This window comes from Cutibacterium nasicola (assembly GCF_052654715.2).
On record NZ_CP199745.2, the window covers coordinates 1181343 to 1206678 of the forward strand.

The window sequence follows — 25336 nt, forward strand, 5'->3', positions numbered from 1 at the left end:
ACGCCCTCGACGCTACGGCGCCAGCCTCGATCACCGTCGAAGCCACGCCGATCGCTTCACACCGTCCTCACACTCCAGCAACAAATATAGGTTTGACAAGGAATTTTACCGTGGGCTCAAGGTCAACCAGAGGTCAAGGGTCCAGGCCCGAAGTCATCCGGGCTGACCTGGTCCAGGAACTGCCGAAACTCTTCCACTGCGTCCTCCGGGCCGGCATCAAGGAGGATTCCCGCCGAGGAGATGACCTCCTCGGTGCACCAGATCGGAACCGGAAGACGCAGTGCCAGGGCAACCAGATCGGAGGGCCGAGCATCGATCCTCATGTCCCCCAGCACCAACTCTGCGAACCAGATGCCGTCCTCGACCTTGGTGATGACGCATTGCGGTTCTTCCTCACACAGCACCGCGACAACTCGTGCGAGCAGGTCATGGGTGTAGGGCCGGATCGGCTCCTTCTCATTGATGGCGTCGGTGATGGCCACTTTCTCTGGCTCTGCAATCCACAACGCAAGATGGCGACGACCATCGACCTCACGCAACAGCAGCACCGCCGCTCCGGAGACCGGTTCGGTCTGAATCTCGGCAACCTCGAGCAAGACCATGCGGCCAGCCTAGCGCGGCCCCAGCAGCAATCCCTCGGCATGACAACACTCAGGTGGCAAGGACGGGCGCAGCTGACCAGACTCAGTTCGCCGACCAATGGTCCAACATGTCGTAGACCATCGCCGTATGGGCGTGCATCATCACCTTGGTCGTCTCGGCGGCAATCCTGGAGGCCTGCTCGGGATGACGAGCGTGCGGAATGAGGGTCTGCTCAATGAGACCGGCCTCGTGCTCAGCTGCCTGACGGATGGCACGCATGTGGCGGGTGTCCATCCCATAGGCAGAAAGTCGTCGGGCCGCGACGCAGATGACCAGAGCCTCCTGCCCGAAGTAGGACGCCCCTCTCTTGGGACGCACCAGCTGGTGACGCTCGAGTTCCATGAGCAGGGCCTCAGTGATACCCGAGGCTCTGATGAGCTCACGCCGACTCATCCTGATGGGACCACGGGTCTGGACGATTCCCTGGCCTGCCGGAGCCTTCGGGGCAGGAGTCCCCTCACCTTCAGTCGGCAGCGGCGGTGCCTCGGCCACCGGAGGCTCTTCGCCCCGGTCCATCATCTCCAGATGGTCGCGAATGACACGCAGCGGCTGAAAATGATCACGTTGACACGTGAGGATGTACCGCAATCTTTCGACGTCAGAGTCGGAGTACTTGCGATATCCCGATGGTGCCCTCTCAGGGGACAGCAGGCCCTCGGACTCTAGAAATCGGATCTTGGAAATACTCAGATCGGGAAAATCCGGTTTGAGAGTCTTCATCACCTGCCCGATGGTGCGGACAGATCCTGGCATCAGCCGCGACCAGCCCCGTCGGCACCAGATGCCGTCCCGCCGGTGTGGTAGGTCATCCGGAACTTGCCGATCTGCACCTCGTCGCCGTCCCGCAGCACGGCCGAACCGTCGACCAAGGTGCGGTTGACGTAGGTGCCATTGAGGCTGCCTTGGTCCTCGATGATCATGCGACCGTCGGCCTGACGGATGAACTTCACGTGGTGACGAGAGACCGTGATGTCGTCAAGGAAGATGTCAGATCGAGTGGAACGTCCAGCCGTCGTCTCATCCTGGTCAAGCAGGAACTGCGCACCGAGATTCGGTCCGCGTCGCACCACCAGCATGGCGTTCTCGACCGGCAGGTCGGCGATGTCCTGCAACACGTCAGCAGGAAGGTCAAGGTTGGGCGAGGTCTCCTCGGCCACCGTCGGTTCGGTGATGGTCGGGATCACGCCGGTGTTGTCCCCGGGGGTGTCGATGGGCACCCCGAGCCGGGTCCCGCATCGGGAGCAGAAGTTTGCGTCATCTTCATTGACGTGGCCGCACATGGGGCACTTGTTCATGTTCGCGTCCTCGCTCTCGGGGTCTCCGAAATAGTCATTTTAGGGGTCACTCCCCCATGCTCGCGAGGTATTCGTCCGGGTCGAGCAACTCGTCGAGCTCTTCAGGGTCGGACAGTCTCACGTCAAAGAGCCATCCATCACCCCACGGGTCTGCCTCGAGCAGGTCGGCGTCAACCGACTGGTTGACCGAGACGACGTCCCCGGCGACCGGGGACACGAGCTCCCAGCTGCGAGACGAGAACTCCATGTCGCCGCAGGTGTCTCCCGCAACGATCTCCTCCCCGTCGTCAGGAAGGGACAACGACTCCACCGGCCCGAACTGGTCGAGGAGGGCCGACGTGACTCCGACGCGCACCCTGTCACCATTACCGGGCCTGACCCACAGGTGATCCGAGGTGCACAACACATCATCGGGAATCTCGGTCATCGCCACCTCCATGACACGGCCGACGGAAATATCCTCGTACGGGCAGACTACCGCGCTCAACGCCTCGCCGCCCGCGTCATCTCATCGGTGTGGCGTGAGTCATCGGACGCGGATGGGCAACCGCGGAAATGGTGAGGTCCTGGAAGGTCGTGATCTCGACGGAGGCCCCCACCTTGTCGGACTCCATCTGGGAGACCAGGCCACCACGGAACCGTGCACCCTCCCGGAGGGCATGGGGCTCACCGATGACGGTGAGGGTGTAGGGACGACTGATCGTCGTTCCGCTGACCTGGAGACCGTCAGGGCTGGCAGCAAACCAAGTGTCGGCAACGATGCGAACCTTGTTGTTGAGAACCATGGCTTCAGCCCCGGCGTCGCGCATCTCCTCGACGGCGTCGAGCACCATGTCAGAGGTCACCTTCTCATCTGGGTCGTTGATGGTGATCCTGATTCCCGGTCCATGGACCGGAACCGTGCCGGCCAACACCTTCATCCGGGTCAATCGGTCCTCAGCCTGCTGCTGAGCAACCCTGCGTGAATTGGCTCCCGATTGCAGCTCCCTCGTCGTGGCACGCAGGTCAGCGATTTCGGAATCCAGCTGGCGGGAGGATTCCGAGAGAGTGTCCAGCATCGTCACCAAGTCCGCCCTGCTCATCGTCGCGTAGGCGTCCTGATTGTGCTGGGAACGCACCTGAGTGACGATCATGAAGGAACACAGGCACAAGATGATGGCGACGAGGACCTGCCCGGTCGACACCGAGGTCAGGTCCTTGCCGATCTTGCGCCAGTGGTTCTCGGCCCACTCCCGCCGGTCATGGTGCTCAGGCATGGAGCACCTCTCGCCGAATGGCGGCAGCGTTGGTGAAGATTCGGATGCCGAGCACGACGACGACGGCAGTCGACAACTGCGATCCCACACCGATCTGGTCACCCACCCAGACGATGAGGGCCGCGATAGCGACGTTGGAGAGGAATGAGACGACGAAGACGCGGTCGGAGAAGGTGCGGGCCAGATAGGCACGTATCGCACCGAAAATGGCATCAAGGGCAGCGACGATCATGATCGGCAGGTAGGGCTGAAGGCCAGGTGGCAGCGTCGGGTTGACCACGATGCCGATGATGATCCCGACCACCAGGCCGATGAGCGCAATCATGGGTGTCCTTCCTGTGTACCGATGACGTTCATCGTCTCACTGTCATCGATGAGGACTCGCATGACTCACCGACGCCTTCGACCCTGGCACCGAGACCCGATCCCTCGTCGCCACCGTATAAGTGATCGATGAATTGTCTCTCAGATAGGTCATCCAGCGACCTTCAGGTGTGTCAGCCAGTTTCGCCGGGATCGTCTGCGGGGAGCCGATCGCCTCGATGACATAGGGCTGGGAGAGCGACACGTAGTCGACGGTGATCGCCGATCCGGCCGAGCGGATCGCCGTGCGGGGCCCGATTCGGTGGCCATTGACGGCCACGGCCTCCGCCCCGGACTGCCACAAGGCGTTGACGAGTTTGCGCAGGTCGGCGTCACCGAGTTCATCGTCCGGCGCCGCATTGGCGTCATCAAGGAAGATCCGCACCCCGGGGCCCGTCAGTGGGATCAGCGCTGAGTCCTGCCCGGCCTCATCGTCAATGGGCGCTGCGGAGGCAGCTTTCATGGCGTTCACGGAGGCGCGCAACCTGGCCAACTCGGCATGCTGAGCTGATTCGTGGGCCTGGGCCGATTGCACGTGGGCGACCAAATTCTTGCGTTCTCGTGCGTCCAGCGGCGCACGTGCAGCCGTTGAACGCCAGGCGATGCCGATGAGCACCCCGGTGACGAGCAGGATGGCGACGGCAGCGACCCCGACCCGACGTCGCTTCATACTGCTGGGGTTACGGTCGTGGTACTCCTGATACCCCTGGTCCAAGGCTTGTGAGCGGACCTCCCGTAGCAGGTCCATCGACGCATCAGGACGCTGCTTCACGATCGCTCACCCCGACGATCGGCCCGCGGCAGGGTGCGAACGATCTGAACGCTCTGGACGAGGTAGAGGAAGAAGGCCCACCAGTACAGCGTCGTTCCCCAGATCGCGAAGGCCCATCCGAGGACCCGGCAGACCGTCCAGCCACCAGTTCCGAGGTGTCCCAGCAAGACCAGCGGGAAGGAGTACAGCAGGCAGAACGTCGCCGCCTTGCCGACGAAGTGCACCGGCAACGAGGTGAATCCGCGAGTTCTCAGCGCCGGGACCAGACATGCCATGCACACGTCCCGGGCAACGAGCAGGATGACCAACCACAGTGGGATGACGTCGCGCAGGGTCAGCGCAATGACCGTGGCGAAGATGTAGAGACGATCGGCGATGGGGTCAAGCATCTGGCCGATGCGCGAGACCTGGTGCCAGCGCCGGGCGATCTTGCCGTCGAGCCAGTCGGTGATGCCGGCAACGGCAAGCACCGCAACGGCCCAGCCATCCTCCCGTGGCCCCAGAGCGAGCCACAGGAAGACAGGTACGCCGACCAGACGTATCACCGACAAGACGTTGGGAACCGTCCAGAATCGATCGGTGTCCCACGGATTGGCCTCGGACACTTCCTCAGGCGGCAGGGTGCGCGTCACGGCGTCCACCCTAACCATTCCATCCATCCAGTCGAGAGCCTGACCACGCCGCGACCCGACCCATCACGACTGACACGCTCGACGCACCGCCATCATCCGCTGCACCACGGTGATGGCTCCGGCCACCGTTAGGTAGCACAGCGCAATCGGTAGAACGACCAGGCACCAGTGAGGAAAAACCCCTGCCTTGGCCAGACCCGTGATCTCGATGGCCAGCAGGCTGACGAGCAGACGATCCGCACGGGTGGCGATGCCGACCTTGGCCTCCAGCCCCAGGGACTCGGCCTTGGCACGCACGTAGGAAGTGGCCATGCCGAAGACCAGCGCGGCGAGGGACATCGAGGTCCACAGCAAGTTGTCTCCGGAGCCGGCGTAGTACAACGCGACTCCCGCGAAGATGGCGGCGTCACCGAATCGATCCAAGGTGGAGTCGAGGAAGGATCCCCACTGGGACTGACGCCCGATCTTGCGGGCCATGTTTCCGTCGAGTGAGTCGGAGAAGATGAACAGGGCGACCAGCCACGGCCCCTGCCACAACCATCCTTGTGGGAAGCAGATGAGCGCCATGGCGACGGCGCCGATGGTGCCGACCCACGTGACCATGTCGGGGGTGACGTGTGCCCTCAGCAAGGCGTCGGCGATGGGGTTCATGACCTTGGCCCAAGCGGCCCGGAAGTGCTCAAGCATGAGCCACCCACGCATCGGCCAACAGCTGACGTCCGTCTCCCAGCAGCTGCGGGACGGCACGAACACCGGCCACGATCGGAAGGAAGTTCGTATCTCCTGTCCAGCGTGGAATGACGTGCTGGTGCAGGTGGGCGGCCACTCCGGCTCCACCAGAGGGCCCCTGATTCATCCCGACGTTGAATCCCTGCGGGTGGGACACCTCCTGAAGGGTCCGGATGGCGGCCTGGGTGAGGTGGGCCATCTCGATGACCTCCTCCTCGGTGGCGTCAACATAGCCAGCGACGTGACGGTAGGGGCACACCAGCATGTGCCCCGGTCCATAGGGGTAGAGGTTCATGATGACGTAGCAGGTCTGGCCACGGTGAACGATGAGGGCGTCCTCGTCGCTGCGCTTCGGAGCGGCACAGAACGGGCACCCATCCTCCGGGCGGTCACCACGAGGTTTGTTCTCACCACCGATGTACGCCATCCGATACGGGGTCCAGAACCTCCGGAAGGGGTCCGGGACCCCAACCAGGTCCTCGGCGAATTCAAGACGGTAATCCTCAGTCATCGACGACTCCGCGCAAGGTCTCAGCGGTCGGGTCATCGTTGCGACGGTCCTTGTTCCAGGCCGCGATGACACGCGCGGCTTCGTCCTGGGCGATGCCGTTGACCTGGGAACCGTCACGCAGTCGGAAGGAGACTGCACCCGCCTCGGCATCCTCACCACCGGCGATGAGGGTGAAGGGAACCTTCTCCTTCGAGGCATTGCGGATCTTCTTGCCGAAGCGATCAGACGACAGGTCGATTTCGACCCGAATGCCCTGGGATCGCAGCACGTCGGCAAAGGTCGTGACATACCCGTCAAAGGCCTCGGCCACAGGGACCAGACGCACCTGGACGGGAGCCAGCCACACCGGGAAAGCGCCGGCGTAGTGCTCGGTGAGCACGCCGATGAACCTCTCGACGCTTCCCAACTTGGCCGAGTGCAACATGATCGGGCGCTGGTGGGTGCCGTCAGCAGCCGCGTACTCGAGGTCGAAGCGTTCCGGCTGGTTGAAGTCGTACTGAATCGTCGACATCTGCCAAGTACGCCCAATCGCGTCCTTGACCTGGACCGAGACCTTCGGACCGTAGAAGGCGGCACCGCCCGGATCGGGGATCAACTGCAGACCAGTGCTACGGCACACGTCGTCGAGGGTGTCAGTGGCGGCCTGCCAGTCCTCGTCGGAGCCGATGAACTTCTCCTTCTTGGCGCCGTCCTCCTCGCGGGTGGACAGCTCGAGATAGAAGTCGTTCAGGCCGAAGTCGGCCAGGATCGACAGGAAGAACTCGATCTGCTTCTTGATCTCGCCAGGGGCCTGCTCCCGGGTGCAGTACGTGTGGGAGTCGTCCTGGGCGAACCCGCGCATCCGGGTCAGACCATGCACCACGCCCGACTTCTCGTAGCGGTAATCGTGGCCCATCTCGAAGAACCGCAACGGCAGCTCACGGTAGGACCGACCACGCGACTGGAAGATGAGGTTGTGCATCGGGCAATTCATGGCCTTGAGGTAGTACTCCTGGCCGGCCCGGGTGACGTTACCCGCCTCATCACGCTCCTCATCGACGAGCATCGGCGGGAACATGGTGTCGGCGTAGTACGGCAGGTGACCTGAGGTGTGGAACAGCCCGCCCTTGGTGATCTCCGGGGTGTGGACGAAGGAGAATCCCGCCTCCATGTGGCGCGCAATGATGTGCTCCTCGATGAGGTGACGCAGCATCGCACCCTTGGGGTGGAAGACCACCAGGCCCGGACCGATCTCCTCCGGGAAGGAGTACAGGTCGAGCTCGGCTCCCAGCTTGCGATGGTCGCGGCGCTCGGCCTCCTTGATCCGCTCCTGATAGGCAACGAGGTCCTCACGGCTGGCCCATGCGGTGCCGTAGATGCGCTGCAACTGGTCGTTGCCCTGGTCACCCTTCCAGTAGGCAGCCGAGAACTTCGTCAGGGCGAAGGCGTTGGCCAGGTACTTGGTCGACGGCACGTGCGGGCCACGACAAAGGTCCTTCCAGGCAACCTCGCCGTTGCGACGCACGTTGTCGTAGATCGTCAGCTCGGCGTCACCGACCTCGACCGAGGCCCCCTCGGCGCCCTTGCCCTTGGTGCCGATGAGCTCCAGCTTGTACGGCTGGTCGGCAAGCTCCTCGTGGGCGGATTCCTCGCTGGTGACCCGGCGCACGAAGCGCTGGTTCTCCTTGACGATCCGCTTCATCCGCTTCTCGAGCTCGGTGAGCACCTCGGGGGTGACCGGCTCAATGTTGCCGAAGTCGTAGTAGAAACCGTCGGTGATGAACGGACCGATGCCCAGGTTCACTTCGGGGTACAACTGCTGGACGGCCTGTGCCATGACGTGGGTGCACGAGTGCCGAATGATGTTGAGCCCGTCCTCGCTGGTCGCCTCGACGGGCTCCACCTCGGCTCCATCGTGGAGCTCCCGCTGCAGATCGACGAGATTGCCGTCGACCCGCATGGCGACGATGCCACGCTCGGAGCCGAAGAGGTCCAGGCCGGTAGTGGTGGTGTCCACCTGCTCGGTCCTGGAGATACCGGAACGGTGCAGGGTGATGCTGATGGACACGATTGACTTCCTCACTCGATGGCAGCCCGACGGATGCCGGACATGGTCCAATAATGCCGTACCGGGTCGGGTTGCTTCGAGTTGCAGGTCAGCGAATGAGACCAATGTCTCGTGCGCGAGCCACTGCTGCGCTGCGCGAGGTCACCCCGAGCTTGGTGTAGATGTGCGACAGATGGGTCTTGACGGTGGCCTCCGAGACATACAGGGCTTCCGCGATCTGAGCGTTGGAAAGCCCCTCTGCCGAGGCTTCCAGCACGTCGAGCTCACGAGCCGTCAAAGAGGTCTGCGGGGAGCGCATCCGCGCCATGAGGCGAGTGGCGACAGCGGGCGCCAGGGCTCCCTCACCGCTGGCGGCACGGTGGATCGACGACAGCAGTTCCTCGGCGGGAGCATCCTTGAGGAGGTAACCGGTGGCACCCGCCTCGACCGCTGCCAAGATGTCGGCGTCGGTGTCGTAGTTGGTGAGGATGAGGACTTCCGGGGGATTCGAGTGTGACCGAATCTCGCGAGTGACGTCCACCCCGGACGGGGCATTGGCGTCGCTGCTGAATTGTAGGTCGAGCAGCACGAGGTTCAGTTCCATCGTCGCTGCTGCGGCGAGGGCCTGGGCGGGAGTGGCTGCGGTGGCGACGATCTCGATGTCCGGGTCGGTACCGAGCAGGGCCGTCACCCCGGCTCGCACCACCGGATGATCGTCGGCGATGAGGACGCGTACGGTCATGACGGTTCTCCTTGGCGGACGAGGTGTGATTTCTCGGTGGCGGAATGTACCGGCAGATCGACGTTGACGATCGTTCCCTCCCCTGGCCCCGAGGTCAGTGAGACCTCGCCGGACAGCTCGTGGACCCGCTGCCGGATGGCATGCAGCCCGAAAGCTCCCTCGCGCACCGGGGCGTTGAGGTCCATCCCAACGCCGTCATCGGTCACCCTCAGATGGACGTGGGACGCGTCCGGCCGCGAGATCTGAATCGTTGCGTGATGGGCACGGGCATGACGGACCACGTTGGACATGGCTCCCTGGCACAGCCTGAGCAGGGCTGTCTGGATCTCCATCGACAGGTCTGAGGTGTCAGGACAGTCGACGTCGACGTGGAGCCCACCGATTGACCATGCCGTGGCACCCAGTCGCTTGAGAACTGCAGGCAAACCCTGATCGGCCACGGTAGGAGGAGCCAGTTCCGCAATGAGTCCGCGGGTCTCGGACAGTGCCTCGGACGAGGTGCGGTGGGCCAGCTGAACCTGCTCGATTGCCGGATGGTCAGGAGCCGTACGCTCGACCGCCGACAGGAGCAGACCGATGCTCGACAAGGATTGTGCGACGGTGTCGTGGATTTCTCGCGCCAACCTGGCACGTTCCTCGAGCACCCCAGCTTCCCGTTGGGAGGCTGCCAGCCTCTCCTGTACGACGAGCAGGTCGGCATTGAGGCGTTCCAACTTGACCGCTTGAGCCTGCATGGCCTTGAGGGACAGACCGACAACGACGGCCACTGCGGCACCGGCCACCGGGCCGACGACTCCGCCGACGCTCCAGCCACTCGTCAGCCCGCCGCCGAGGACGATGGCCACGGCCCCGACGACGACGGCGATGCAGGCATGAAGAGGGGCCAGATAGTCCAGGTAGACGAAGGAGAGCGGGATCGTCAGGTAGGCGGCATAGGGGAAGTCGATGGCCAACAGGATCGAGACGGCGACCATCGCCGCCACCAAGATGGGCTGCCACCTCTCACGCCGAGTGCGGTCCATGACATGGGACATCATGAGGGCGGTGTGGACGACAACGAGAAGGATCGCCCAGGTGAGGATTCGCCACACGTGGGGTGGGGACAGCACCAGGGCCATGACGACGGTGAAGATGACCAGACCGGCGAAGAGCACCTGGATGCCGATCTGCATGCCCACCCTCACGGCCACCGCACGTCCGCGGTGACTGGCCTCGATGTCGCGCCAACGGTGCAGCCCATCACGAGCAAGTGTGGTCGTCCTCATCAGCCACAAGTGTAGGTGCGCAACCCACATCTTCGTGCCGTCAGGTTCCCTCCCCGCATCATCCAAAAGGTTGACATCCGCCTCCGCCTGGAATCGTCCCACAACCACACCACGCACTGATTCCGCCAAGGGCTCTTACCAAGAAGGTGGTTACGACGACAACGACAAGGAGTTCCCATGTTCCTCGCTCGGCGTGATCTGGCCTTCGCCAAGGGGCGGTTTGCCCTCATGACCGTCGTAGTGGCCCTCATCTGCGTACTGGTCGGTTTCCTCACTGGTCTGGCAGGGGGGGCCTCGCTCAGCGCAGCGTCGCCGCAGTGGTGAAGGTGCCGGCTGATCGGGTCGTACTGGCCAAGATGGCATCAACGACGTAGACCGATTCCCGGGTGACTGAGAATCAGCTCAAAACCTGGCAGTCAGCTGACGGGGTGTCCAAGGTCACTCCCCTGAGCGTCACCCAGACCCGCGCCAGCAAGGACGGCACCGGATCCGCGGTGGCCATCTTCGGGTCCGATGTCGCGGTAACCTCCCTCGGGACCCCGGAGAAGGGGAAGGTCATCATCTCCCGCACCATTGCTGATGACCTCAACCTGGCGGCCGGGGACACGGTGGACATCGGATCCCAGAAGTTCACCGTCGAGTCGATTGGTGGCGACACGTGGTACTGTCATTCGGCCGTCGTCGCCATGGGCCATCAGGACTGGCAGGCCACCGTGACCCGCATGGGACAACCCAAGGCAGAGCCGACCGCTCTGCTTGTGCATGGAGTGCCCGATTGGAAGGCGGTCGACGATGCCGCCGGCACCGAGTCAGCTGCTCCCTGGAAGTCGGTCCGGATGCTGCCGACCTTCGGACCTGAGATCGGCTCCCTGGCACTCATCATCAGCCTCCTGCTGGGCATCTCCGCCCTCGTCGTCGGAGCGTTCTTCACCGTGTGGACAATTCAGCGTCAGCACGACATCGGTGTGCTGCGTGCCCTGGGGGCAACGACTCGAGCCTTGCGTCGTGACGCCCTGGGACAGGCAGGTGTGGTACTGGCCATCGGTATCGGTGCCGGCCTGGTCCTCGTGACGATCGCCGGATTCGCCATTCGCTCGACCATGCCCTTCGCCATGACGTGGTGGACGGTACTCGGCCCGGGGGCCCTGCTCGGTCTCCTGGGCCTTGCCGGAGCTGCTGTGGCCATCCGCTCCCTGTCGAGTGCAGAGCCCGAGCAAGCCCTCGGCTCGACCCGCTGACCTGTCCGTCCACCTCAGGAGTTTCGCATGATCACCCTCGACAACGTCACCTTCACCCGCCCGGACGGCAACCGTCGCGTCACCGCCTTGGAGAGTGTCAGCATGCACGTCGCCAACGGTGAGGTCGCCGTCATCACCGGACCGTCCGGATCGGGCAAGTCAAGCCTCTTGGCCGTCGCCTCCACCTTGGCTCGGCCTGACTCCGGCACCATCCTCATCGACGACATTGACGTCACCGGACTCGACGACGCCGACGCCACCGAACTTCGCAGGAAGAAGATCGGCATCGTCTTTCAGCAATCGAACCTCATCCCCAGTCTCGACGCCGTCGACCAGCTCGTCATGATGGGAGAACTCGACGGTGTGCATCGCTCCACCCGCGGCGAGCGCCTCAGACAGGCCAAGGAGCTCCTTGACGCCGTCGGCCTGACCAACCACATGCACAAGAGGCCGGCGCAGATGTCAGGCGGACAGCATCAGCGAGTCAACATCGCGCGGGCCCTCATGAACGATCCCAGCGTGCTGGTCGTCGACGAGCCGACCAGTGCCCTGGACTCCCAGGCTGGCGCCCGCATCATCGAACTCGTGGTCAAACTGACCCATGAGCACGACACCGCCACGCTGCTCGTGACGCACGACGAGGAGCTCATCGGGCATGGCTCCCAGCACCTGAAGATGCTCGATGGACATCTCATCCAGGTGCGTGGGGCCGGCGACGTAGAGCCGTCACGCAACGGCTCACACGCAACTCGTGGCGGTATCGGCGCGTGGCTCAGTCGGTTGGGGCTGCTTTTTCAAAGGTCGCGGTGTCGATGACAAAGCGGAACCTGACGTCTCCTGCAACAACTCGGTCATACGCCACGTCGACCTCGTCGACGCCGATCTTCTCGACCCAAGCCCCCAGATGGTGCTCGGCACAGAAGTCGAGCATCTCCTGGGTCTGCGGGATACCCCCGATGTTGGATCCTGCGAGCACCTTGGAACCGTTGATGAGGGAACCGATCGGCAGCCCCAGCTCCTCCGGGGGCAGTCCGACACAGGCCATCACGCCGCGCGGCTTGAGCAGCCTGAGGTAGGACTTGAGGTCGATTGGGGCGCTGATGGTGTTGAGGATGAAGTCGAACTCGCCGCGGTGATCGCGGAAGAAGTTCTCGTCACTGGTCGCCAGGGTGCGCGTGGCTCCGAGCTTCTCGGCGAGTTGGGCTTTGCGGAGGCTGCGCGACAGGACGGTGACCTCAGCCCCCTTCGCCGCAGCGATCTGCACGCCCATGTGTCCCAGGCCACCTAGGCCCAGAACGGCGGCCTTGTCGCCGGGGCCCACGTTCCAGGTGGCGATGGGCGAATAGGTGGTGATTCCGGCGCACAGCAGCGGAGCCGCCTCCATGAGGTCCAGGGAGTCGGGGATACGGCAGACGAATCTCTCGTTGACAACGACCTTCTGGCTGTACCCGCCTTGGGTGATGGTGCCGTCGACGTCGCAGGAGTCGTACGTTCCCACGCACCCGTTGAGACAGGCCTGTTCCTCCCCTGCCTCGCACTGCTCGCAGTGGCCGCAGGAATTGACCAAACACCCAACCCCTACCCGGTCGCCGGGCTGGTATTTCGTCACCTCGGAGCCGGCAGCCTCCACGACGCCGGCGATTTCGTGCCCGACGGCGAGCGGAAAGTGTGCCTGACCCCACTCGTTGCGGATGGTGTGGATGTCGGAGTGGCAGACTCCTGCCGCCTTGATGGCGATGACGACGTCGTCCGGGCGCGGATCTCGCCTCTCGATCTCGACGACCTTGAACGGCTTGTCCGGGCCTTCCTTCTGGAGAGCCTTGACGGTGATGGGCATGAGTACACCTCCTGAGTGATCCCCAGTGCCGATCCTTGACACTGACGTCACCAGAATATTGCGAATCAGCCTGTGAAGCTGCCGAGGAGCACAATTCAGGGGCGCGTACGGGCCAATCAATGGGTACACCCATTACCTGATGGTGGGCGATGCGGGGTTCGAACCCGCGACCCCTTCGGTGTGAACGAAGTGCGCTACCACTGCGCCAACCGCCCGCGCTGGAGAAACTATGCCAGAAGCGGGAGTGCTTGTCCAAGTCGACGGGCCGTCATCCACAAACATCACGGACCCAGATGACTGACGTCATCCAACCGGCTGATGACGTCTGATCTGCGTCCGTGTGTGGTAATCAGGGTTCTGACACACCATCATGCAACACACGGTGGCAGCAGACTCGATCAGCAACCGAATTACCACCTCGACCAGCCCCGATCAGGCACCCTCAGCCCATATCCCTCACATCAGAACCTGGATCAACAATCATCAGGGGCCGGCGGCGGGCACGTCCGTCCCCCGAAGCGCGACACGCCGATGGACTACATACTCTGACGAGGGGGTACGCACGTCGTTGGCGCGAGTGTCCCATCCCGATTTGCATTGCCAACGAGGCATCCTCTAGAGTTCTTTTTCGTCGCCCGGCGGGAGCGACAAGGAGCGAACACCCTTCGAGAGCCGCCGGAAAACATGCGGACGTGGCTCAGTTGGTAGAGCATCACCTTGCCAAGGTGAGGGTCGCGGGTTCGAGTCCCGTCGTCCGCTCGGAGAGGTCTTTCGGACCTATCCACGTGGTGGAGTGGCCGAGAGGCGAGGCAACGGACTGCAAATCCGTGTACACGGGTTCAAATCCCGTCTCCACCTCGGGCGGTTGGCGCAGTGGTAGCGCGCTTCCCTGACACGGAAGAGGTCGCCAGTTCAAACCTGGCATCGCCCACCACGAGGTCGACCGACGTACGTCGGTCGACCTTTTTGTTATACCGACCGTTTCTCCCTGCGCCCGAGACCTGTCCAGGTGAAGCGGTGACGCTCGCAGTCACCGCTCATGTGATCCATGTCTTGAGGGACTGGATGCACACCGGTTCACAGAGACATTTTCGCCAATTCGGCGGATCTACTTCGCTAGGGTAAACGCGACGTGTCGGACCTGTTGTCCTGGTAGTTGGGAAAGGGAGTGCTCAGATGGCTGCGCCAGTACTCGACCTCGTCCTCCCCGCGATGTCCGAAGCCTCTGCGACTCTCATTGGCCAGAGGCTTCGGCAGCGAATGTCTCATCTCCACCCGCACATCGAGTCGACGGTCAGTTTCGTCCCGGAGAAAGGCGGTTGCAAGGCTCCTCGCAGCAAGCCGTCGTGGAGTGAGCTGGTCTTGGTCCCCATCAATGTCACTCACCTCCATTCCAGCCCACCGCAGCTGGCTCGCCATGCCGAGGACATTCGTCGGAGTCATCCGGACCTGGCCATCCGCGTGGCCCGCCCCACCGGCCCGACCCCGGCCCTGCTCAACCTCGTCGATGCGCGTCTGCGACTGGCAGCCCATCGCGTGCACGCTCAGGAATTGGATGTGCTCATCCTGTCGGTTTCGGACAGTGGAGATCCGCGGGGCGCGGCCATGCTTTCCAAAATGACGCGCCTGTGGTCCCAGCACCACCACCTCCCGGTTCACATTGCCACCAACAGTGGCGGCGCCACTGACGTCGAGGAGGTTGTCGCCCATCTTCGCCGCGAGGGTCGTCGTCACATTGCGGTGGGAAGCCTGTGGATCTGCGATGACGAGACCTTCCGCGCCCACACTCACAAGGCTCTTCATGCTGGCGCAGAGGTCGTCTCCGCACCTTTGGGAGACGATCCGGTCCTCGCAGCCCTTGCCTTCGAACGGTACTGCTCGGCCGCCATGGGCTTGGTTTCCGGGCCGATCGGTGACGAGGTCATCTCCGAGTAACACCCCCTTCGACGCACCACCGGCCCGGACAAGTGTCCGCGCCGGTCTCATCCGTCACGCGTTGCTGAGGCGCTCCTTCTCCTTCTCGACATCGAAGTCGGCGGGAGGCCAGGTAAGCTTCATGGAGCGCATCGTCTCCAGCAGAATGCGTCCTACCGCCCAGTTGCGATACCACTTGTGATCCGAGGGGATGATGTACCAAGGTGCAACGTCAGGATTGCACTTGCCGAGTACGTCGTTGTAGGCGTCCATGTACTGGGGCCACTTCGAACGAGTATCGAGATCTCCGGGGTCGTACTTCCAGTACTTGGCAGGGTTGTCCAGACGGGCCTGCAGCCTCTCCTTCTGAGTGTCCGGGGAAATGTGCAGGAAGCACTTGATGACCTTGTAGCCGTCAGCAGCCAGTCCGAGCTCGAACTCGTTGATGAGGTCGTAGCGCGCCTTCCAGACCTTCTCCTCGACGAGGTTGTCGACCCTGGCGACAAGGACATCCTCGTAGTGGGAGCGATCGAAGACGCCGAGCATGCCGGGCTCGGGCAAGGCCTTGCGCACGCGCCACAAGAAGTCGTGCTTGAGCTCCTCGTCGGTCGGAGCCTTGAAGCTGTGGTGGTGAATTCCCTGCGGATCAACCAGCCCGAAGACGTGGCGGACCACTCCACCCTTGCCAGCGGTGTCGAGGCCCTGCAGGACGACGAGCACCCGACGGGCCTCCTCAAGACTGCTGCGGCCGCGGGCGAACAGCCTTTCCTGTAACTCCGAGAACTCCTCAGCCATCGGTTCGAGCTCCTTGAGAGTCGCCGTCTTGTCACCCGGGGCCTCCGGAGTTGCGCCGGTGTCGATCTTGTGGACGTCGACCGGGGGTTGCGGGCAGCGCAGCACGTCGGACAGTTGAGGGGAGCCTTTGACCATCGGTGTTCGTCCTTCCTGGGTTCTTGTGCCTCCATCCTGCCGTGACCCGGCGGACTCGGCGCGGGAATGACCCCCACCGAATTACCGTTTCACTCAACACGGAACCGGTGAGATGCGCCGGGCTGAAGGAGATCATGACCGACAAGCACGCCACGTCGCCAGACCTGCAACCGCGCCTCGTGCTGGCCTCTGATCAGTGGCGTCAGCGTCGACGCCCACGCACGGAGGTCCGGTGCGCCCGCGGCGACTCCCACCTTGGACACGTTTTCGCTGGTGAGGGTTTCGACACCCCAACCGACCTGAGGTACTGCATCAATTCGATCTGCCTCGATCTCTAGTCGACAGAAACTGACAACTGACGGCCACCTCGCGGTGAAATCCCTCAACCCGAACAGTTCCGACCAGGGATATCACCGTGTGCGGCGCGTCGGGAGAGCACCAGGTATGCCGATTCCCATAGCCTGAAGAGGTGATTCGGCAGATGTATCCGGTGGATTTCGAAGAGTTGCGTTCCCGAATCCTCGAGTATTCGTGGTCAAGCAAGCTCGAGGTTCACGAGATACCCGCTCCTACCCGCATCTCGCCGTTCTCGGTGGCGATCGAAGGATCCGTCGTCATCACCGGTGACGACTTGGGAAGCGGACGTCTCATCCTGCTCCACGATCCCTCGGGCTCCGAGGCGTGGCAGGGAACGAGCCGATTCGTCGCCATGATCCGTGCTGAGGTCGATCCGTCGATGGCTTCAGACCCTCTTGTCGGCAATGTCGCATGGTCCTGGCTGACCGACTCCCTCGACACCCACCACGCGATCCATCATGCTGAGGCTGGCACCGTCACCTCCGTGGTCAGCCGCCCGTTCGGGCAGCTCGGCGCCGACCCGGAGTCGAATCACATCGAGGTGCGTGCCTCATGGACACCGACATTCTCAACTGCCGAGGACGTCGACTCACATGTGGAATCATGGAGCGACCTCTGCCTGCTCTCTTGTGGGGTCTCCCCGATCCCTGACGACATCGCCGCGATTTCACCACGCCGGGCGAAACTCGCGTGACCGATTATCCCGTCCTCGCAGAGCCTCGGGAAGGCGTACCGCCGGTCGTCGCTTCTCCCGAGGCTCTTCGCCGTACGTGCCAGGCGCTCCGGGACGGCCACGGTCCCATCGCGATCGACACCGAGCGGGCCCATGGTTTCCGTTACAGCCCGCGCGCCTACCTCATCCAGTTGCGCCGTGAGGGATCCGGCACTCACCTCGTCGATCCCGTCGCCCTCGACGAGACAGACGGTTTGAAGCCCCTTGCCGATACCCTCGCCGGGACACAGTGGATCCTCCATGCCGCTACTCAGGACATGCCATGCCTGGCGATGGACGGTCTGCGTCCTGACGACCTGTTCGACACTGAGTTGGCCGGACGCCTCCTCAACCTTCCTCGCGTCGGTTTGGGACCGATGGTCGAGCACTACTGCGGGGTGACCCTGCTCAAGGAGCACTCTGCCTCCGACTGGTCTCGACGTCCCCTCCCCCGTGGCTGGCTCGTCTACGCAGCTCTGGACGTCGAGCTCCTCAATGACGTTCGCGAACAGGTCATCGCCGACCTCCAAGACGCTGGGAAGGACGAGTGGGCTCGTCAGGAGTTCGCCCACCTCGTCGACGTCGCCACGCAACTGCCGAGCGAGGCGCCAGGGGTCGATCCGTCACGCTGGCGCAGGATCAGCCACATCGGTGACATTCGCAGCCGATCCGGGCTACAGCTGGCACGCGACCTGTGGCTGGCACGCGAGAACCTCGCTCATGATCTCGACATCGCTCCGGGCAGGCTGCTGCGTGACGAGGCCCTCATCGCGGCTGCCAAACGCTGCGACCGCACCGTCAACGTCGACGCAGAGAAGCTCCTGTCCATCAACGGATTCCATCGCGGCCAGGCCAAGAAACATCGCCAAACCTGGGTCGATGCGATCAACCACGCCCGCAGCGTCCCGCCGAAGAAGTACCCGCAATTTCGGCAACAGTCCTCAGCAATCCCCCATCCGCGATCCTGGCAGCGTCACCATCCGCAGGAGGCTGCCCGCTGGGTGGCCGCCAGACCGGCCGTCAACGAGGTGGCCGTCGACCATGACCTCCCACCGGAAAACCTCTGTTCCCCGGCATGGTTGCGGCAATTTGCATGGCAGCCACCACACGACCTCTCCGTCACGGGGATCAACGCCTTCTTCGCAGATCTGGGCGCCCGGCCGTGGCAGCGCGAGATCCTCGCGACTCTGCTCAGCGGGGTGATGGCCGAGCTGTGATCAGCCCCTCAAGAGCTGAGAATGTCAGCTCACTGGCAGTCAAGCTGGCTGGCCAACCGGGTGACGGTCTCGGCGATCCCCTCAGCGCTCAGGCCCAGCTCAGCCATGATGGCCGACCGCGAGTCGTGGTCGAGGTAGCACTGCGGAATACCGAGGTTGCGCATCGGGCGCCAGACGCCACGCTCTGACAAGGCGTCAGCCAGATGGGAACCGAGTCCGGAGACGACCAACCCGTCCTCTGCACTGACGATGGCACGAGCCCTTGAGGCCTCGTCAAGAAGCTCCTCACAGACCGGGAGGGACCACCGGGGGCTGACGACTCGTACCGGGAGATCGAGGCTGTCTGCTGCCTTCAGGGCATCGGTGCACAGCTGACCATGTGCGACGACGAGGATGCCGTCCTCCGGTCCGTCGCGCAGGATGTCCAGGCCATGGTGGGAGGACACCGCGGGGATGTCGTCAGGCATGGGAGCCTTCGAGTACCGGACGACGGTGGGCCGGTCATCAATGTCGACGGCCTCGTCGAGTACCGAGATCAGATGCTGACGGTCACGAGGCGCCGAGAGCATGAGGCCGGGCACGATCCCGCACATCGCCATGTCCCACATGCCGTTGTGAGAGGCGCCGTCGGTGCCGGTGACTCCGGCCCGATCCAACACGATGGTCACACCGGCATGGTGCAGCCCCGCATCCATGAGGAGCTGGTCGAAGGCCCGGTTCAGGAAGGTCGAGTACAACGCGACGACCGGGTGAAGACCGGCCGCAGCCATGCCAGCCGCCGCGGTCACCGCATGCTGCTCGGCAATTCCGACGTCGAGGACCCGCTCCGGGTGGCGCGCGGCAAACGGAGCCAGTCCGACCGGGTGGAGCATGGCAGCAGTCACACCGACGACGTCGGGACGCCTTTCCCCCAGCTCGAGCATGGCACCGGCAAAGGCCTGGGTCCACGAGGCACCACCGGCAGCCTTGAGGGACTCCCCCGTCTTGGGATCGATCTGCCCGACGGCGTGGAAGTGGTCCTCCTCGTTGGCCTCAGCGGCAGCAAATCCCTTGCCCTTCATCGTCATGACGTGGACGATGACGGGATGCTCATAACGCTTGGCCAGTTCGAGGGCGCGCTCGAGGGACGAGACGTCGTGGCCGTCAACCGGACCGAGGTACTTGATTCCCAGGTCCGAGAAGATTCCGTTGCCGATGAGGGCGTCCTTGACACCGGCCTTCGCCGCGTGCATGAGACCGAAGACCTGCTTACCCAGCGGCTTCTCGGTGACGTGCCGCTTCATACGATCGAGGGCTTCCTCGTAGTGAGGATCGGTGCGAATGATGGCGAGCTGGTTGGCCAATCCGCCCACCGTCGGGGTGTAGGAGCGTCCGTTGTCATTGACGACGATGACCAGACGCAGGTCCTGCTGGTCGGCGATCGAGTCCAGGGCTTCCCAGGCCATACCGCCCGTGAGAGCACCATCGCCAATGACTGCGACGACCGTACGGTCCTCGCCACGCGAGAGGAATCCCCTGGCAATGCCCTCAGCCCAGGACAAGGAGGTGGAGGCATGCGAATTCTCCACCCAGTCATGGGGTGACTCGGACCGGCTCGGGTATCCGGACAACCCGCCACGCTGACGCAGCTTGTCGAAGCCAGCGGCACGCCCGGTCAGGATCTTGTGGACGTAGCTCTGATGACCGGTGTCGAAGATGATGGGGTCATGAGGTGAGTCGAAGACCCGATGGAGAGCAAGCGTCAGTTCGACAACGCCGAGGTTCGGCCCCAAATGGCCACCAGTCCGCGAAACGTTGTCGATGAGAAAGGTACGAATCTCTTCGGCGAGGTCCTCGGCCTGCTGGGTGGTGAGTTCCCTCACGTCGTCGGGGCAGCCGATGTCATCGAGAAGAGCCATACGTGCCATCTTAGGACGTGTCGCCAGGGCGACGACCCGCTTTGCGCTCCGACTCACCTCACGGCCACTGTCTGGCTTCCTTCCTCGCAACTGGAAAAGCCTTGAAAGGGCCAGGATGCACGAAGGTTCGGCATGCCACGAGGGTGCCGGGCCAATCCCCCACTACCGCCCCCGGAGAGGAGGAATGGCCCGGCAGATCATGGGGACTCAGGCGCGCACGGCCTTGAGGACGAGAGGCAGGTCCTGACTCAGATCGGCGTTCCAGCAAGCCCAGTCGTGGCCGCCGTCACACCTGAACCCGCCGTAGGTACGGGTCGTGTAACGGATGTAGGTGTGAGGAACCTGGCGAGCAGCAAGCCGCGCGTGCAAAGCCGTCGTATTGGCCCCGACAGCAGTTTCAATGGCCATCGCACCTCGCTTACCGATACCCAGCCCGGTGCCCGCGTACAAGGCCAGACGCGTGCCATCGCGCTGAATCCTGGCAAGCTTGTCGGCGCCTTGGGTACTGGACGGATTCGCCTCGACGAGAGCCGTGTTGGCCCGCACCATCGGACCCCAGACCGAGTCAAGCTGATACCCACTCTTGACGAGCTGCTCGGCCACGGTGGCCCTTACCGAGGCGCTCTCGATGTCGACGCCACCCGAGTAGGCCGAGACCGAGGAAAACATCTCTGGACGTTCCATCGCGTAGTGATAGGCACCGTACCCACCCATCGAGAGCCCGGCAATGGCGCGATGCTTTCCTGACGCCAGGGTACGGAAATTCGCGTCGACGAAGGGAATTGCCTCGTCAAGGTGGTGGTGCAGCCAGTCGGCGTCGCCACGCGATTGGTTCGCCCAGTCGGAGTACCAGCTGACCTTACCACCCTCCAACGTCACCGTGATGAGGTCAGCATCAGCAGTGATCTGCTCTGCTTGGCCCTGTGTGCGCGATTCATCGGTCCAGTCACGGACACGGCCGCTGCCACCGCCAGGAAGCAGGTAGAGGACGGGGTAGTGCTTGTCGGGATGAGTGGCGTACCCGGCTGGCAGGGTGACGCGGACGGCCATCTGGCCATCGAAGGTCTGTGCAGAATCGATCGACGGAGTTGAGTAATTGATCTGCCAGGTACGCTCCAGGCCCGAGACCTTCGTCACGGAGGTGACATTGACGCCCCTCGCATCACGAATCTGCGTGTCATGGATCTGTCCGAGGGCTTCTGGACGCGCCGCCGCAACGCCGTGGGCTGGGGAGTCGGAGGTGGCCTGTGCAGCGTGGGCTGTCGTGGGCGTCAGTGCCAAGGCACCACATGCCAGTGCGGTGACAACGGTTCGGGTGAGTCGTCCCATCGGTGTTTCCCCTCGTCGTCGAGATCTTTGAGCCTGTTCTGTCGTCACTGTAGTGACCACAGGGGTCACGGGGGCGAGGGTCGTCACACGGGCTTCAGGCCGTCTCGAGGGCACCCGCCATGTCGCCGTCACTCTCCTGCCTTGGCGCGATTCCTCAGGGGACGGCGAACGGGGGTGGGAGCGACGTCGTTCCCACCCCCGATTGAACGCATGCGTCAGTGCCGAGCCATGTTCCTCAGCACGTACTGCAGGATGCCTCCGTTGAGGTAGTAGGAGCGCTCTCCCGGAGTGTCGATGCGGACGACGGCGTCGAACTCGACGACCTTGTCACCGTTGACAGCCTTGACGTGGACTGTCCTCGGTATCGTCTCGTTGATCTTGTCGACACCAGTGATCTCGAAGGTCTCCTCACCGGTCAGACCGAGGGAATCGGCCGACTCACCCGCCGGGAACTGCAACGGCAGGACGCCCATACCGATGAGGTTGGAGCGATGGATGCGCTCATAGCTCTCAGTGATGACGGCCTTGACGCCCAACAGCTGGGTACCCTTCGCGGCCCAGTCACGGGAGGATCCGGATCCGTACTCCTTACCACCCAGGACGATCAACGGGATCCCCTGCTCGCGGTAGTTCACCGAGGCGTTGTAGACCGTGGTGACGGGGCCGTCGACCGTGGTGAAGTCGCGGGTGAAGCCCCCCTCGGTGCCCGGAGCGAGCTGGTTGCGTAGACGGATGTTGGCGAAGGTGCCACGCATCATGACCTCGTGGTTGCCACGGCGGGAGCCATAGGAGTTGAAGTCGCGGCGTTCGACACCATTGCCGGCCAGCCACTGACCCGCCGGGGAGTCGGTCTTGATATTGCCGGCCGGGGAGATGTGGTCGGTGGTGACCGAATCGCCGAGCCTGAGCAACACACGGGCGCCGGTGATGTCACCGACCGGGTCGGGCTCAGCCTTCATCCCGTCGAAGATCGGCAGCTTACGGACGTAGGTGGATGCGGGATCCCACGCGAAGGTCTCACCCTCGGGGGTCTCCAGCTCCTTCCACCGCGGGCCACCGTCGAAGACGTCGGCGTAGCGCTCGGAGTACATCTCGGCGGAGATGGACGACCCGACGATCTCCTCGATCTCAGTGGTGGAGGGCCACAGGTCGGCCAGACGGACCTCGCGACCATCCGGGGTGGTGGCCAGGACGTCGTTGTTGAGGTCGATGTCCATGGTGCCGGCGATCGAGTAGATGACGACCAGGGGCGGGCTGGCCAGATAGTTCATCTTGACGTCGGGGCTGATACGCCCTTCGAAGTTGCGATTGCCGGACAGGACGGCCGTGACGGCCAGATCGTTCTCGTTGATGGCAACCGAGACCTCGGGGATGAGTGGTCCGGTGTTGCCGATACAGGTGGTGCATCCGTAGCCGACCAGCTCGAAGCCCATGGCAGCGAGGTGCTCGGAAAGTCCGGCACGCTCGAAGTAGTCGGTGACGACCTGAGAGCCCGGTGCCAGCGAGGTCTTCACCCACGGCTTCGGCGACAGACCCAGTTCGTGGGCCTTCTTGGCCACCAGCCCAGCGGCAATCATGACGCTGGGGTTCGAGGTGTTGGTGCAGGAGGTGATGGCGGCGACCGTCACGGCACCATTGCGTAGCTCGAAGGAACGTCCGTCAGCCAGGGTGACCGGAATCGCGGCGCCTGGATTGGTGGTGTAGTCGGGAACCGTCTTCTCGAAGGTTTCCTTCGCCTCGGAGACGAGGATGCGGTCCTGCGGACGCTTCGGGCCAGCGACCGAGGGCCTGACCGTCGAGAGGTCGAGCTCCATGTACTCGGAGTAGCGGGGCTCACGATCCGGGTCGTGCCACATGTCCTGAGTTTTGGCGTACGCCTCGACGAGCTCGACCTGGGCCTCGTCGCGACCAGTGAGGCGCAGGTAGTCCAGGGTGACGTCGTCGATCGGAAAGATGGCAATGGTCGAGCCGTACTCCGGGCTCATGTTGCCCAGCGTGGCGCGATTGGCCAGCGGGACGGCGGCGACACCGGGGCCGTAGAACTCGATGAACTTGCCCACGACCTTCTGCTCGCGGAGCATCTGGGTGATCGTCAGGACGAGGTCGGTGGCAGTGACGCCGTCAAGCAGCTCCCCGGAGAGCTTGAAGCCGACAACGCGCGGAACGAGCATGGAGACGGGCTGGCCGAGCATGGCGGCCTCGGCCTCGATGCCACCCACCCCCCAGCCGACGACGCCGAGGCCGTTGACCATGGTGGTGTGCGAGTCGGTGCCGACGCAGGTGTCCGGGTAGGCAACCTTCTTACCGCCCTCATCACGGACGAAGGTCACACGGGCAAGGTGCTCGATGTTGACCTGGTGGACGATGCCGGTGCCCGGCGGGACGACGCGGAAGTTCTCGAACGCAGTCTGGCCCCACCTCAGGAACTGGTAACGCTCGCGGTTGCGCTGGTACTCGATGTCCTTGTTCAGCTCGAAGGCCTGCGGGGTGCCGAAGCGCTCGACGATGACGGAGTGGTCGACGACCATCTCGGCGGGCGACAGCGGGTTGACCTTGCTGGGGTCACCACCGAGGTCGGCGACGGCCTCGCGCATGGTGGCCAGGTCGACGATGCAGGGCACGCCAGTGAAGTCCTGCATGATGACGCGGGCCGGGGTGAACTGGATCTCCGTGGACGGCCGGGCTTCGGCGTCCCAATGTCCCAGATCGGTGATCTGCCCGGCGGTGATGTTGGCACCGTCCTCGGTACGCAGCAGGTTCTCGAGCAGAACCTTGAGGCTGTACGGCAGGTTGTCAGAACCGTCAACCTTGGTGATGTCGTAGATCTCGTAACACTGGCCGTCGACGTCGAGGGTTCGCCTCGCGTCGAAGCTGTTGACACTCATGTGGACTCCTGACTGGTCGATGCGGATGTCATCATCTCGCGTCGAGCTCCACCACCGCGGCAGAACAAGATATCTTGATATCAAGATATCTTGTTGCGAGGCAGGCCCCAAGTTAGGTTCGACTAAGTAGAAGAACGATCCCACAGACCCACCAGGCCCTGTCGGTATGCTCACGGCATCACAACCCGAGGCACATTGGCCGTTCCGGCCGAGACGAGCCACATTCGTCCGTCCGCGTTCACGCCATTACCATCGGGGCTCAACGGTCGCACCAGTCGAATCCGTGGCCAAGATGTCGAACCAGATGTCAGATCCATACACATTGAGACCAGCGCATACATTCCCGGTGTTCGAGCAATGATCCTGCATCGCCGCACGTCAGACGCGGTCCCGAAAGTCGACCGACGACAAGAATCAGATCCATCCCAGGTGATGTGGAAGATGGCGCACACTGTGTACTCGTGTCAGCAACGCACCACTGCGTCACCAACTCCAGGCCTGCAGCGAACCTTGGGTGCGGGACAGGTCCATCCCATGGATCAGCCAAGCCCCTCAGAATCGGAGCACAACTCACCGTCACCTGCCGCCTCGACCGCACGCGGAGGGGTGGTCTGCTTCTCCCTCTCCCGCGCAGCCTTCCTGTACCTCGCGAGCTCGCCGCGCAGGGCGTCATCCCCCATGACGAGGTACACCAGCCCGCAGTCCTGAGGACCAGTGACGTAGAGCTGGCACAGGCTACAAGGATCTCCCGGACGCAGCGGACACATCGGAACAGGATCTGCCATC

The 25336-nt window shown here is 63.4% G+C and carries 25 protein-coding genes, 4 tRNA genes and 1 pseudogene; 10 read left to right on the plus strand and 20 right to left on the minus strand.

All coding sequences use genetic code 11. The annotated features are described in order from the left end of the window. Positions 1-122: 122 nt before the first annotated feature. The 13 genes from ACUCCZ_RS05445 to ACUCCZ_RS05505 form a co-directional block, all read right to left on the minus strand. Positions 123-602, minus strand: coding sequence for a bifunctional nuclease family protein (locus ACUCCZ_RS05445; RefSeq protein ID WP_435916604.1), 480 nt, complete (start codon positions 600-602; stop codon positions 123-125). A gap of 82 nt (positions 603-684) precedes the next feature. Then, a complete protein-coding gene (gene ftsR / locus ACUCCZ_RS05450; protein WP_435916605.1) occupies positions 685-1395 on the minus strand; it encodes a transcriptional regulator FtsR in 711 nt (236 codons plus the stop codon). After that, positions 1395-1937 (minus strand): FHA domain-containing protein, encoded by a 543-nt coding sequence (locus tag ACUCCZ_RS05455; RefSeq protein WP_435916606.1) that lies wholly within the window; start codon positions 1935-1937, stop codon positions 1395-1397. The genes ftsR and ACUCCZ_RS05455 overlap by 1 nt, the downstream gene beginning before the upstream one ends. Before the next feature lie 46 nt (positions 1938-1983). Further along, positions 1984-2376, minus strand: coding sequence for a glycine cleavage system protein H (locus ACUCCZ_RS05460; protein WP_435917012.1), 393 nt, complete (start codon positions 2374-2376; stop codon positions 1984-1986). A gap of 64 nt (positions 2377-2440) precedes the next feature. Further along, on the minus strand, positions 2441-3193 hold the full coding sequence (locus tag ACUCCZ_RS05465) for a DUF881 domain-containing protein (protein ID WP_435916607.1): 753 nt from the start codon (positions 3191-3193) through the stop codon (positions 2441-2443). After that, positions 3186-3518: a small basic family protein gene (locus ACUCCZ_RS05470; RefSeq protein WP_435916608.1), complete on the minus strand. Its 333-nt coding sequence runs from the start codon at positions 3516-3518 to the stop codon at positions 3186-3188. Before ACUCCZ_RS05470 ends, ACUCCZ_RS05465 begins: the two co-directional genes overlap by 8 nt. A gap of 42 nt (positions 3519-3560) precedes the next feature. Next, positions 3561-4304, minus strand: a complete 744-nt coding sequence (locus ACUCCZ_RS05475) for a DUF881 domain-containing protein (protein WP_435917013.1) — start codon at positions 4302-4304, stop codon at positions 3561-3563. A 20-nt stretch (positions 4305-4324) separates the two neighbouring features. After that, entirely contained in the window at positions 4325-4978 is a 654-nt protein-coding gene (locus ACUCCZ_RS05480) for a CDP-alcohol phosphatidyltransferase family protein (RefSeq protein WP_435916609.1), read from the minus strand. A 45-nt stretch (positions 4979-5023) separates the two neighbouring features. Beyond that, positions 5024-5647, minus strand: coding sequence for a phosphatidylinositol phosphate synthase (pgsA, locus tag ACUCCZ_RS05485; RefSeq protein WP_435916610.1), 624 nt, complete (start codon positions 5645-5647; stop codon positions 5024-5026). Next, a complete protein-coding gene (locus tag ACUCCZ_RS05490) occupies positions 5640-6200 on the minus strand; it encodes an HIT family protein (RefSeq protein ID WP_435916611.1) in 561 nt (186 codons plus the stop codon). The genes pgsA and ACUCCZ_RS05490 overlap by 8 nt, the downstream gene beginning before the upstream one ends. After that, positions 6193-8262, minus strand: a complete 2070-nt coding sequence (gene thrS / locus ACUCCZ_RS05495) for a threonine--tRNA ligase (protein ID WP_435916612.1) — start codon at positions 8260-8262, stop codon at positions 6193-6195. The genes ACUCCZ_RS05490 and thrS overlap by 8 nt, the downstream gene beginning before the upstream one ends. A gap of 73 nt (positions 8263-8335) precedes the next feature. Beyond that, a complete protein-coding gene (locus tag ACUCCZ_RS05500) occupies positions 8336-8968 on the minus strand; it encodes a response regulator (protein ID WP_435916613.1) in 633 nt (210 codons plus the stop codon). After that, positions 8965-10185: a sensor histidine kinase gene (locus tag ACUCCZ_RS05505; protein ID WP_435917014.1), complete on the minus strand. Its 1221-nt coding sequence runs from the start codon at positions 10183-10185 to the stop codon at positions 8965-8967. Before ACUCCZ_RS05505 ends, ACUCCZ_RS05500 begins: the two co-directional genes overlap by 4 nt. 225 nt (positions 10186-10410) lie before the next feature. Between ACUCCZ_RS05505 and ACUCCZ_RS05510 the strand changes: the two genes are divergently transcribed. From ACUCCZ_RS05510 to ACUCCZ_RS05520, 3 genes are all read left to right on the plus strand, one after another. Then, positions 10411-10557, plus strand: coding sequence for a hypothetical protein (locus tag ACUCCZ_RS05510; RefSeq protein WP_435916614.1), 147 nt, complete (start codon positions 10411-10413; stop codon positions 10555-10557). A 62-nt stretch (positions 10558-10619) separates the two neighbouring features. Next, positions 10620-11471, plus strand: a complete 852-nt coding sequence (locus tag ACUCCZ_RS05515; protein WP_435916615.1) for an FtsX-like permease family protein — start codon at positions 10620-10622, stop codon at positions 11469-11471. Positions 11472-11498: 27 nt separating this feature from the next. Further along, positions 11499-12287, plus strand: coding sequence for an ABC transporter ATP-binding protein (locus ACUCCZ_RS05520; RefSeq protein ID WP_435916616.1), 789 nt, complete (start codon positions 11499-11501; stop codon positions 12285-12287). Here the strand turns inward: ACUCCZ_RS05520 and ACUCCZ_RS05525 are convergent. Together ACUCCZ_RS05525 and ACUCCZ_RS05530 are read right to left on the minus strand one after the other, a co-directional pair. Then, complete coding sequence (locus ACUCCZ_RS05525; RefSeq protein WP_435916617.1) at positions 12244-13308, minus strand: NAD(P)-dependent alcohol dehydrogenase; 1065 nt, start codon at positions 13306-13308, stop codon at positions 12244-12246. The two genes, ACUCCZ_RS05520 and ACUCCZ_RS05525, sit on opposite strands and share 44 nt — an antisense overlap. 140 nt (positions 13309-13448) lie before the next feature. After that, positions 13449-13523 (minus strand) — tRNA-Val (locus tag ACUCCZ_RS05530). Positions 13524-13994: 471 nt separating this feature from the next. On the opposite strand from ACUCCZ_RS05530, the gene ACUCCZ_RS05535 reads away from it, so the two are divergent. The 4 genes from ACUCCZ_RS05535 to ACUCCZ_RS05550 all read left to right on the plus strand — a co-directional run bounded on the left by ACUCCZ_RS05535 (position 13995) and on the right by ACUCCZ_RS05550 (position 15243). After that, positions 13995-14067 (plus strand) — tRNA-Gly (locus tag ACUCCZ_RS05535). A 28-nt stretch (positions 14068-14095) separates the two neighbouring features. Next, positions 14096-14166 (plus strand) — tRNA-Cys (locus ACUCCZ_RS05540). A 1-nt stretch (position 14167) separates the two neighbouring features. Further along, positions 14168-14242: transfer RNA gene (locus ACUCCZ_RS05545), tRNA-Val, on the plus strand. Between the two features lie 242 nt (positions 14243-14484). Next, a complete protein-coding gene (locus ACUCCZ_RS05550; protein WP_435916618.1) occupies positions 14485-15243 on the plus strand; it encodes a sirohydrochlorin chelatase in 759 nt (252 codons plus the stop codon). Positions 15244-15297: 54 nt separating this feature from the next. On the opposite strand, the gene ACUCCZ_RS05555 is transcribed toward ACUCCZ_RS05550, so the two are convergent. Beyond that, positions 15298-16152 (minus strand): PPK2 family polyphosphate kinase, encoded by an 855-nt coding sequence (locus ACUCCZ_RS05555; RefSeq protein WP_435916619.1) that lies wholly within the window; start codon positions 16150-16152, stop codon positions 15298-15300. A 212-nt stretch (positions 16153-16364) separates the two neighbouring features. On the opposite strand from ACUCCZ_RS05555, the pseudogene ACUCCZ_RS05560 reads away from it, so the two are divergent. From ACUCCZ_RS05560 to ACUCCZ_RS05570, 3 genes and pseudogenes are all read left to right on the plus strand, one after another. Beyond that, positions 16365-16490: pseudogene (locus ACUCCZ_RS05560) on the plus strand (peptide-methionine (R)-S-oxide reductase); the annotation flags it as partial. Positions 16491-16633: 143 nt separating this feature from the next. Further along, the gene (locus ACUCCZ_RS05565; protein WP_435917015.1) at positions 16634-17203 is read left to right on the plus strand and encodes a DUF3000 domain-containing protein; all 570 of its coding nucleotides are present in this window, start codon (positions 16634-16636) and stop codon (positions 17201-17203) included. Beyond that, on the plus strand, positions 17200-18438 hold the full coding sequence (locus ACUCCZ_RS05570; RefSeq protein ID WP_435916620.1) for a ribonuclease D: 1239 nt from the start codon (positions 17200-17202) through the stop codon (positions 18436-18438). Before ACUCCZ_RS05565 ends, ACUCCZ_RS05570 begins: the two co-directional genes overlap by 4 nt. 29 nt (positions 18439-18467) lie before the next feature. On the opposite strand, the gene dxs is transcribed toward ACUCCZ_RS05570, so the two are convergent. The 4 genes from dxs to ACUCCZ_RS05590 all read right to left on the minus strand — a co-directional run bounded on the left by dxs (position 18468) and on the right by ACUCCZ_RS05590 (position 25335). Beyond that, positions 18468-20336, minus strand: a complete 1869-nt coding sequence (gene dxs / locus ACUCCZ_RS05575; protein WP_435916621.1) for a 1-deoxy-D-xylulose-5-phosphate synthase — start codon at positions 20334-20336, stop codon at positions 18468-18470. Positions 20337-20543: 207 nt separating this feature from the next. Further along, complete coding sequence (locus ACUCCZ_RS05580; protein ID WP_435916622.1) at positions 20544-21665, minus strand: alpha/beta hydrolase; 1122 nt, start codon at positions 21663-21665, stop codon at positions 20544-20546. A gap of 215 nt (positions 21666-21880) precedes the next feature. Then, the gene (acnA, locus tag ACUCCZ_RS05585) at positions 21881-24550 is read right to left on the minus strand and encodes an aconitate hydratase AcnA (protein WP_435916623.1); all 2670 of its coding nucleotides are present in this window, start codon (positions 24548-24550) and stop codon (positions 21881-21883) included. 539 nt (positions 24551-25089) lie between these two features. Further along, positions 25090-25335 (minus strand): DUF6767 domain-containing protein, encoded by a 246-nt coding sequence (locus ACUCCZ_RS05590; RefSeq protein WP_435916624.1) that lies wholly within the window; start codon positions 25333-25335, stop codon positions 25090-25092. Between the last annotated feature and the right edge of the window lies 1 nt (position 25336).

Bases quoted from the DNA above. Each gene is read 5' to 3' on its own strand.
- ACUCCZ_RS05445 (WP_435916604.1), bottom strand. From the start codon at position 602: ATGGTCTTGCTCGAGGTTGCCGAGATTCAGACCGAACCGGTCTCCGGA.
- ftsR (WP_435916605.1), bottom strand. From the start codon at position 1,395: ATGCCAGGATCTGTCCGCACCATCGGGCAGGTGATGAAGACTCTCAAA.
- ACUCCZ_RS05455 (WP_435916606.1), bottom strand. From the start codon at position 1,937: ATGAACAAGTGCCCCATGTGCGGCCACGTCAATGAAGATGACGCAAAC.
- ACUCCZ_RS05460 (WP_435917012.1), bottom strand. From the start codon at position 2,376: ATGGAGGTGGCGATGACCGAGATTCCCGATGATGTGTTGTGCACCTCG.
- ACUCCZ_RS05465 (WP_435916607.1), bottom strand. From the start codon at position 3,193: ATGCCTGAGCACCATGACCGGCGGGAGTGGGCCGAGAACCACTGGCGC.
- ACUCCZ_RS05470 (WP_435916608.1), bottom strand. From the start codon at position 3,518: ATGATTGCGCTCATCGGCCTGGTGGTCGGGATCATCATCGGCATCGTG.
- ACUCCZ_RS05475 (WP_435917013.1), bottom strand. From the start codon at position 4,304: ATGGACCTGCTACGGGAGGTCCGCTCACAAGCCTTGGACCAGGGGTAT.
- ACUCCZ_RS05480 (WP_435916609.1), bottom strand. From the start codon at position 4,978: ATGGTTAGGGTGGACGCCGTGACGCGCACCCTGCCGCCTGAGGAAGTG.
- pgsA (WP_435916610.1), bottom strand. From the start codon at position 5,647: ATGCTTGAGCACTTCCGGGCCGCTTGGGCCAAGGTCATGAACCCCATC.
- ACUCCZ_RS05490 (WP_435916611.1), bottom strand. From the start codon at position 6,200: ATGACTGAGGATTACCGTCTTGAATTCGCCGAGGACCTGGTTGGGGTC.
- ACUCCZ_RS05500 (WP_435916613.1), bottom strand. From the start codon at position 8,968: ATGACCGTACGCGTCCTCATCGCCGACGATCATCCGGTGGTGCGAGCC.
- ACUCCZ_RS05510 (WP_435916614.1), top strand. From the start codon at position 10,411: ATGTTCCTCGCTCGGCGTGATCTGGCCTTCGCCAAGGGGCGGTTTGCC.
- ACUCCZ_RS05520 (WP_435916616.1), top strand. From the start codon at position 11,499: ATGATCACCCTCGACAACGTCACCTTCACCCGCCCGGACGGCAACCGT.
- ACUCCZ_RS05525 (WP_435916617.1), bottom strand. From the start codon at position 13,308: ATGCCCATCACCGTCAAGGCTCTCCAGAAGGAAGGCCCGGACAAGCCG.
- ACUCCZ_RS05550 (WP_435916618.1), top strand. From the start codon at position 14,485: ATGGCTGCGCCAGTACTCGACCTCGTCCTCCCCGCGATGTCCGAAGCC.
- ACUCCZ_RS05555 (WP_435916619.1), bottom strand. From the start codon at position 16,152: ATGGTCAAAGGCTCCCCTCAACTGTCCGACGTGCTGCGCTGCCCGCAA.
- ACUCCZ_RS05565 (WP_435917015.1), top strand. From the start codon at position 16,634: ATGTATCCGGTGGATTTCGAAGAGTTGCGTTCCCGAATCCTCGAGTAT.
- dxs (WP_435916621.1), bottom strand. From the start codon at position 20,336: ATGGCTCTTCTCGATGACATCGGCTGCCCCGACGACGTGAGGGAACTC.
- ACUCCZ_RS05580 (WP_435916622.1), bottom strand. From the start codon at position 21,665: ATGGGACGACTCACCCGAACCGTTGTCACCGCACTGGCATGTGGTGCC.
- acnA (WP_435916623.1), bottom strand. From the start codon at position 24,550: ATGAGTGTCAACAGCTTCGACGCGAGGCGAACCCTCGACGTCGACGGC.
- ACUCCZ_RS05590 (WP_435916624.1), bottom strand. From the start codon at position 25,335: ATGGCAGATCCTGTTCCGATGTGTCCGCTGCGTCCGGGAGATCCTTGT.